The organism is Streptomyces sp. SID13726 (assembly GCF_010548375.1).
GTDB lineage: Bacteria > Actinomycetota > Actinomycetes > Streptomycetales > Streptomycetaceae > Streptomyces.
Map to the genome: position 1 here is coordinate 212,414 of NZ_JAAGLY010000003.1, position 9,437 is coordinate 221,850.

The following is a 9,437-nucleotide window of genomic DNA, read 5'->3' on the forward strand; positions in this document are numbered from 1 at the left end:
TGTCAGTCGGCGGTGTTCATCGCCATCCGGACCAGGCTCGCCGCGTCCATGTCGTCGATGTCCTCGGCGTCGTCGGCTGTTTGAGGCGTGTCCTCGCCGGCCAGCAGGGCGCGCAGGGCCGCCTCCATCCGGTCGGCTGCCTCGTCCAGCCGCTCCTCGGGTACGGCCGCCAGCAGCCGCCGTATCCGTTCGTCCACCGGACTCCCGGCGGGCATCCGGTCGGCGGCGGACTCCGGAAGGAGGCGGGCGAGCAGATAGGCGGCGAGCGCGGCGGGCGTCGGATGGTCGAAGACCAGGGTCGCGGGCAGCTTCAGCCCGGTGGCACGGGCCAGCCGGCCCCGGATGTCGACGGCCATCATCGAGTCGAAGCCCAGCTCGCGGAAGGCACGTGCCGGCGGTACGGCCTCCGGCGACTCCAGACCCAGCACGGTGGCGGCCTGCTCGCGCACCAGCCGTGCCAGCGCTCGTTCCCGCTCGCCGGAGGGCATCGCGGCCAGCCGTGCCGGCAGGTCCGGCCGGGCCCCCACGGTTCCGCTGTCCCCCGTCGGCGCCCCGGTGTCCCACTGCACCGACAGCAGTCGCCGTACCTCGTCGATGTCCTCGACCAGCGGCCGGCGCCGGGAGGAGGCGAAGGCCGCGTGGAAGACCTCCCAGTCGATGTCGGCGACGGTCAGCGTGGTCTCGCCCGCCGCGACCGCCTCCAGCATCAGCGTCACCGCCCGCTCCGGCTCCATCGGCCGCACCCCGCGCCGGGCCAACTCCTCCGCCGACTCGCCCTGCCCCATGCCGACCTCGCCCCAGAGTCCCCAGGCGATCGACGTCACCGGCAAGCCCGTCGTACGACGTCGCTGCTCCGCGAACGCGTCGAGGAACGCGTTGGCCGCACCGTACGCCGCCAGTCCCGCGCTCCCCCACACGGCGGCCCCGGAGGAGAACAGCACGAGCGCCTCCAGCCGGTCCCCGAGCACCTCCTCCAGGTTCAGCAGACCGAGCCCCTTGGCCCGGTGCGCGGCGGCGAGATGGGCGGACTCGGTGGCGGTGAGCGGGACGGTGTCGGCGATTCCGGCGGCATGGAAGACGGCCGTGATCGGATCACCCTCCTTCTCCACCCGGTCCACCAACGCCTCCAGCGCCTCACGATCAGCCGCGTCACACGCCTCTACGACCACCTCGGCACCCAACTCCGCCAGCTCACCGGCGAGTTCACGCGCACCCGGCGCATCCAGACCCCGACGGCTCGTCAGCACCAGACGCCCCACACCCTCACGCACCAGACGCCGGGCCACCTGACCACCGATGCCACCCGTACCACCGGTGATCAACACCGTGCCGTGCGGACGCCAGGACTCGGCAGCAGCCGTACGCGGGGCCATACGCGAGGCCGTACGCGGGGCGCGGACCATACGTCGTACCAGAACGCCACCGGACCGGAGCGCCAACTGGTCCTCCGCTCCCAGAGTGCCCGCCAGCACACCCGCGAGCCGCCGACCGGACACCTCATCCAAGGTCACCGGGAGATCGATGAGACCGCCCCAACTCTCGGGGGACTCCAAGCCGAAGGCCCTCCCCATCGCCCACAGTCGCGCCTGCTCCGGGTCACCCTGAGCCGTGTCGCCCGCACCCGTGTACACGGCACCGGCGGTGGCCAGCCACAGACGGGTTCCGGACCGCTCGGCGGCCAGCGCCTGGACGAGGGCGAGCGTCGCGGCGAGGCCCCGGGGTACGCCGTCCGTCTCACCGGGCGCGGTGTCCAGGGCCAGCAGCGAAAGCACGCCCGCCACCGGACCCACTTCACGGAACAACTCCGCGTACGACTCCGGTGAGGCGTCGGCCGTGGGCATCGCACGCAGGGTCACATCGGCCCCCGCCTCCGCCAGGGCCGCCGCGCACTCCCCGGCGAGACCCTCACCCTGCTCCGGGCAGACCAGCAGCCAACTGCCGCTCAGCTCTTCCCCGTCCAGGGCCTCCGCCTCGTCCCAGGTCACGCGGTAACGCCAGCCGTCCCCATCGGAGTGGTTCTGGGCCGGTTCCAGCCAGTAGCGGCTGCGCTGGAAGGCGTAGGTGGGCAGGTCGACATGAGCGGTCGAGCCCACGGGCAGAAGCGCCCGCCAGTCGACCGACGCCCCCTGCACGAACGCCTCCGCCAACGACCTCAACAGCCGCTCCGCACCACCCTGATCCCGACGCAACGTACCCAGAGCCATCCCCCCGCCCTGCTCATCCAGACCGTCCTGCACCGCCGACACCAACACCGGATGCGGACTCACCTCAACGAACAACGCCCGGCCATCAGACGCGAGTTCGGCGACAGCATCGGCCAGACGGACCCGGTGACGGAGATTGCCGTACCAGTAACCGCCGTCCAAGTCACCGGCCTTGACCCACTCACCGGTGAAGGTGGACAGCATCGGCACGTCCGGGGCCAGGGAGGTCACCCCGGCCAACGCCGTCGTGATCTCCTCCTCCAGCGCCTCGACCATCACCGAGTGCGAGGCGTAGTCGACAGCCACACGACGGGCCTCGACACCTGCTTCCGCGCAGGCCGCCAGGAAGACGTCCAGGGCACCGGCCTCACCGGACACCACCACCGAGGCGGACCCATTGACCGCAGCGATGCCCACGCCATCGACGAGCAGGGACTCGACACGCTCGGCACCGGCGAACACCGACACCATCCCGCCGGTCCCGGCCAGCCGCCGAATCGCCTTCGACCGCAAGGCGACCACCCGCGCGCCCTCATCCAGCGTGAGGGCACCCGCCACGCAGGCCGCAGCGATCTCCCCCTGCGAATGACCCACCACAGCAGCAGGCTCGACACCGACCGACCGCCACAACGCGGCCAACGACACCATCACCGCCCACAACACCGGCTGCACCACATCCACTTGATCAAGACCCGAGCCCTGATCCAACACTTCACTCAGCGACCAGTCGACATACGGAGCCAGCGCCGCCTCACACTCCGCGATCGAAGCCGCGAACACCGCACTGCACGCAAGCAGTTCACGCCCCATCCCCACCCACTGCGCACCCTGACCCGGAAACACGAACACCACACCCGAGCCCGACTCACCACCCGAGACAACCCGGGCATGGTCCACGCCATCAGCCAACGCCCGCGCCGCAACGCCGAGTTCGACCGCATTCCGGCCGAACACCACGGCTCGGTCCCCGAGAAGGGCGCGCCCGGACACAAGGGCCGTCGCCACGGACTCCGCGTCGGCCTCCGTCTCGGCGAGTTCGGCGAGGCGCTTCGCCTGGTCCGCCAGTGCGTCGGTGCCGCGGGCCGACACCACCCACGCCACCAGGCCGCCGAGGTCCGCAACCGGGCTGATCGCAGCCGCTGTCGGAGTCGGCTCGTCCTGCGCCTGCTCCACGATGACATGGGCGTTGGTCCCGCTGATCCCGAACGACGACACACCTGCCCGCCGCACACGATCCGCCTCGGGCCACGACCGGGCCTCCGTCAGCAGCTCCACCGCTCCCGCCGACCAGTCGACGTGCGAGGACGGACCGTCCACGTGCAGCGTGCGGGGCAGCAGTCCGTGCCGTAGCGCCATCACCATCTTGATCACACCGGCCACACCGGCCGCGGCCTGCGCGTGTCCGATGTTCGACTTCACCGAGCCCAGCCACAACGGCCGTAGCGGGTCCCGGTCCTGGCCGTAGGTGGCCAGCAGTGCGTCCGCCTCGATCGGGTCGCCCAGTGGGGTGCCCGTCCCGTGTGCCTCCACGACGTCGACGTCACGGGTACTGAGCCCGGCGCTCGCCAGTGCGGCCCTGATCACCCGTTCCTGGGCTGGTCCGCTGGGCGCGGACAGGCCGTTGGATGCGCCGTCCTGGTTGATGGCGGAGGCGCGGAGGACGGCCAGTACGGGATGGCCGTTGCGGCGGGCGTCCGACAGCCGTTCCACGAGCAGCATGCCGACGCCCTCGGCCATGCCCATGCCGTCCGCGCTGTCCGAGAACGCCTTGCACCGGCCGTCCGTCGCGAGACCTCGCTGACGGCTGAAGCCGATGAGAGTGCGCGGTGTGTACATCACGGCGGCGCCGCCGGCCAGCGCCGTGTCGCACTCGCCGCGCCGCAGGGCCTGCGCGGCCAGGTGCAGGGCGACCAGAGAGGACGAGCAGGCGGTGTCCAGGGTGATCGCGGGGCCCTCCAGGCCCAGGGCGTAGGCGATACGCCCGGAGGCGACGCTGGGCACCGTGCCGGTGAGCAGGTGACCCTCTCCGCCGTGGGGCAGATCCCGGGCGCCGGTGCCGTAGTCCTGGTAGTTGATGCCGACGAACACACCGGTCGAGGTGCCGCGCATCCGTGTGGGGTCGATGTGGGCTCGTTCGAGGGCTTCCCAGGAGGTCTCCAGGAGCAGGCGTTGCTGCGGGTCCATGGTCAGGGCCTCACGGGGCGAGATGCCGAAGAAGGCGGGATCGAACTCGCCCGCGTCGTGCAGGAAGCCGCCTTCGCGTGTGTAGCAGGTGCCCTCGCGGTCGGGGTCGGGGTGGTACATGCCCGCCAGGTCCCAGCCCCGGTTGGCGGGGAGTCCCGAGACGGCGTCGCCGCCCGCGGCCACGAGGTCCCAGAGATCCTCCGGCGAACCGACGCCGCCGGGGTAGCGGCAGGCCATGCCGATGATGGCGATCGGTTCGTCGTCGGTGGACCCGGTTCCGTGTCGCCGCGCTCCGTCCGTGGCGGCGGCCGGGGTGTCCGACGGGCTGCGTTCGCCCACGATCAGGGTGGCCAGATGGCGGGCCAGGGCGGGCGCGTTGGGATGGCTGAAGACCAGGGCGGTGGGCAGGCGCAGGCCGGTCGCGGCCGCGAGGCGGTTGCGCAGCTCGACGGAGGTGAGTGAGTCGACGCCGAGGTCGCGGAAGGCCCGGTCGCTGCGGATGCTCTCGGTGTCGCCGCGGTGTCCCAGCACGGCGGCGGTGTGTTGGCGGACCAGGTCGAGCAGGATGGTGTGCTGTTCCGTCGCGGTCCGGTCGGCGAGCCGGCCGCGCAGTGCGGACAGGGCGTCCGCTACTGCGGTGGTCCTCGGTGCGCCGGTCGTCGCCTCGGCCGCCGCCGGGTCCAGCAGTCGGTGGACGTCGGTGACGCCTGCGAGCAACGGGCGTGGGCGTGCCGAGGTGAAGGCCGCCGTGAAACGCTCCCAGTCCACCTCGGCGACCGCGATGTGCGTCTCGTCGTGATCCAGTGCCTGGCGCAGTGCGGTGCAGGCGAGCCCGGGTGTGATGGCCGGCAGGCCGTGCAGGTCCGGCCGTACTTCCAGGCCTTCGGGCAGACAGCCGTCCCAGACCCCCCAGGCCACCGACAACGCCGTACGACCGCGGGCCCGGCGGCGCTGGGCGAGCGCGTCGAGGTGTGCGTTGCCGGCGGCGTAGGCGCCGTGATCGCCACTGCCCCAGACGCCTGCGATGGAGGAGAAGAGGACGAAGGCGTCGAGGGAGTCGTCGTCGAAGAGTTCGTCGAGATGGTCGGCCGCGGTCGCCTTCGCGGCCAGGGAGCGGGCGAGGTCGTCGGGCGTGGCCTGGTCCAGGGCGGCGAGTTCGATCAGGGCCGCGGCGTGGACGACGGCCGTGATCTGATGCCCGTCGGCCCGGGTGCGCTCGACCAGTTCGGCCAGCGCGTGGCGGTCGGCGACGTCGCACTGAGCGAAGGTCACCCGCGTTCCGGCGGCGGCGATGTCCCGTTGGAGTGCGGCGAGTTCGGGAGCGCCGGGGGCACGGCGGCTGGTCAGCAGCAGGTGGTCCGCGCCCTCCGCCGCCAGCCACCGGGCCAGGTGACGTCCGACCGCGCCGGTGGCTCCGGTGACGAGGATCGTTCCGGTGGGACGCCAGGCGCGCACCGGGGGCCGGTCGGTGAGGGGGGCGCGTTCCAGGCGCCGTACGAACAGGCCGGAAGCGCGGACGGCGAGTTGGTCCTCCGTCCCCTCCGCGCCCGGGACTCCGCCGGGGACACCGGCCAGCGCCGTACGGAAGTGGCGCGCGACACGCTCGTCCATGACCTCTGGCAGATCCACCAAACCGCCCCAGCGGTCGGGGTGTTCGAGTGCGGCAACGCGTCCCAGACCCCACACCTCGGCCTGTGCGACGCTCTCCAGTCTCTCGGCCGGGCTGATCGCGACCGCGCCCCGGGTTGCACACCACAGGGGTGCCCGCACCTGGGCGTCACCGAGTGCCTGGAGCAGTACGAGCGTCCCAGCGAGCCCCGTGGACAGGTGCGGTACGCGGTCGTCGAGCCCCGTGGACAGCTGCGGAACGCGGTCGTCAAACTCTTGCTCCGGACCTTCGTCGAGGGCCAGCAGGGACAGCACACCCGCGATCGGGCCGGCGTCGGTCACAGCATCGCGCAGAAGACCGGCGAGCGTGTCCCGGTCCAGCGTCTGCTCCGTCCCCGGTGTGAGCCGCACCAGCGGCGCCACCTGGGCGAGCGCATCGGCGGCGGCCACCGCCGCGCCCGCGTCTCGGGACGGCAACACCACCAGCCATGTCCCCTCCGGCTCGGCGCCGCGACTCCGGTCGCCCTCCGTCGGCTGCCAGGTGACGCGGTAGCGCCATGGGGCTACGGCCGCTTCGTCGCGTCGGCGTCGCTGCCACGCCTCGATGGCGGGCAGTGCTTCGCGCAACGGCAGATCCTCGTCCACACCCAGGCTCTCGGCCAGCGCACCCAGGTCGGTCTCCTCCGACCAGCGCCCCGTACCGGTGTCCTCCGGGTCCGTTTCCGCAAGCCAGTAGCGGTGGCGTTGGAAGGCGTAGGTGGGCAGGTCGACGAGGGTGGCCGACCCAGTCGGCAGTACGGCCCTCCAGTCGACCGACGCCCCCTGCACGAACGCCTCCGCCAACGACCTCAACAGCCGCTCCGCACCACCCTGATCCCGACGCAACGTGCCCAGAGCCATCCCGCCGCCCTGCTCGTCCAGACCGTCCTGCACCGCCGACACCAACACCGGATGCGGACTCACCTCCACGAACAACGCCCGACCATCAGAGGCGAGTTCGGCGACAGCATCAGCAAGACGGACACGGTGGCGAAGGTTGCCGTACCAGTAACCACCGTCCAGGTCACCCGCCTTGACCCACTCACCGGTGAAGGTCGACAGCATCGGCACGTCCGGGGCCCGGGACGTCACCCCGGCCAACGCCTCGGTGATCTCCCCCTCCAACGCCTCCACCATCACCGAGTGCGAGGCATAGTCCACGGCCACGCGACGGGCCTCCACACCCGCTTCCGCACAGGCCGCCATGAAGACGTCCAGGGCACCGGCCTCACCGGACACCACCACGGACTGGGGCCCGTTGACCGCCGCGATGCCCACACCCTCGACAAGCAGAGGCTCGACGCGCTCGGCGCCGGCGAACACGGAGACCATCCCGCCGGTACCCGCCAGCCGCCGGATCGCCCTCGACCGCAAGGCGACCACCCGCGCGCCCTCATCCAGCGACAGGGCACCCGCGACACACGCAGCGGCAATCTCCCCCTGCGAATGACCCACCACAGCAGCAGGCTCGACACCCACCGACCGCCACAACGCAGCCAACGACACCATCACCGCCCACAACACCGGCTGCACCACGTCCACTTGATCAAGACCCGAGCCCTGATCCAACACCTCACTCAGCGACCAGTCGACATACGACCCAAGCGCCGCCTCACACTCCGCGATCGACGCCGCGAACACCGCACTGGACGCAAGGAGTTCACGCCCCATCCCCACCCACTGCGCACCCTGACCCGGAAACACGAACACCACACCCGAGCCCGATCGGGCGATTCCGCTGACCGCGTCCGACGACGTCAGGTCGCCTGCCGCCACGGTGCCCAGGGCTTCCGTCAGCTGCGCCGCGTCACGGCCCCAGACGACTGCCCGGTTCTCCAGTGCGGCCCGGCCGACCACCAGCGAGCGCGCGACGCCCGGCGCGTCGCCGGGGGCGGCCTCGATCAGTCGTCGCGCCTGGTCCGCCAGTGCGTCGGTGCCGCGGGCCGACACCACCCACGGCACCAGGCCGCCGAGGTCCAGTGCGGGAAGGACGTCGTCCGCGGACTCGGTCGGCTCCTGCTGCGCCTGTTCCAGGATGACGTGGGCGTTGGTCCCGCTGATCCCGAACGACGACACACCCGCCCGCCGCACACGATCCACCTCAGGCCACGCCCGCGCCTCCGTCAGCAGCTCCACCGCACCCGCCGACCAGTCCACATGGCCAGACGGCTCATCCACATGCAACGTCCGCGGCACCACCCCATACCGCATCGCCATCACCATCTTGATCACACCCGCCACACCCGCAGCCGCCTGCGTATGACCAATATTCGACTTCACCGACCCCAACAGAACCGGAACCCCACCCACACCCCGCTGCCCATACGTCGCCAGCAACGCACCCGCCTCAATCGGATCCCCCAACCGCGTCCCCGTCCCATGCGCCTCCACCACATCCACCTCACCCCCACCCAACCCCGCATCCGCCAAAGCAGCCCGCACCAACCGCTCCTGCGAAGACCCACTCGGCGCCGTCAAACCATTCGACGCACCGTCCTGATTCACCGCCGAACCCCGCACCACCCCCCACACCCGATGCCCCAACCGCCGCGCATCAGACAAACGCTCCACCAACAACACACCCACACCCTCGGCGGGGCCGAACCCGTCGGCGGTGGCGGCGAACGCCTTGCAGCGGCCGTCGGGGGCGAGGCCCTGCTGGCGGCCGAGGTCGACGAAGGCGCCCGGCTGGGACATGACGGTGACACCGCCGGTCAGGGCCATGGTGCACTCGCCGCGCCGCAGGGCCTGCACGGCGAGGTGCAGGGCCACCAGAGAGGACGAGCACGCCGTGTCCACCGTGACCGCCGGGCCCTCCAGACCCAGGGTGAAGGCGAGCCGGCCGGACGCGACGCTCGACGAATTGCCGGTGATCAGATAGCCCTCGTAGTCGTCGGGGGCGCGATGGGCGGGTGGTCCGTAGTCGGAGGCGAGCGCGCCGACGTAGACGCCCACTCGTTCGCCGCGCACGCGGTCCGGGGCGATACCGGCGCGTTCGAAGGCCTCCCAGGAGGTCTCCAGGAGCAACCGCTGCTGCGGGTCCATCGCCATGGCTTCGCGCGGTGAGATGCCGAAGAACTCCGCGTCGAAGTCGCCGGCGTCGTAGAGGAAGCCGCCTTCGCGCGGGCCGCCCGTGCCGGGCCGGGCGGGGGTTCCGGAGAAGAGGGCTTCCAGGTCCCAGCCCCGGTCGGTGGGGAACGCGGAGACGGCGTCCCGGCCCGCCACCAGGAACTCCCAGAGGTCCTCGGGGCTGTTGATGCCACCGGGGAACCGGCAGGCCATGCCGACGATGGCTATGGGTTCGTGACCGGTCTCCTCCAGTTCCCTCACCCGCAGCCGGGCCAGACGGAGGTCCGCGGTGGCCCGCTTGAGGTAGTCGCGGAGTTTCTGCTCGGTGCTCAC

1 protein-coding gene is annotated in these 9,437 nt (G+C 71.6%); it reads right to left on the reverse strand.

Translation table 11 applies throughout. The features are described 5' to 3' along the window. Window positions 1-2: 2 nt before the first annotated feature. A complete protein-coding gene (locus G3I78_RS51820; protein WP_164422200.1) occupies window positions 3-9,437 on the reverse strand; it encodes a type I polyketide synthase in 9,435 nt (3,144 codons plus the stop codon).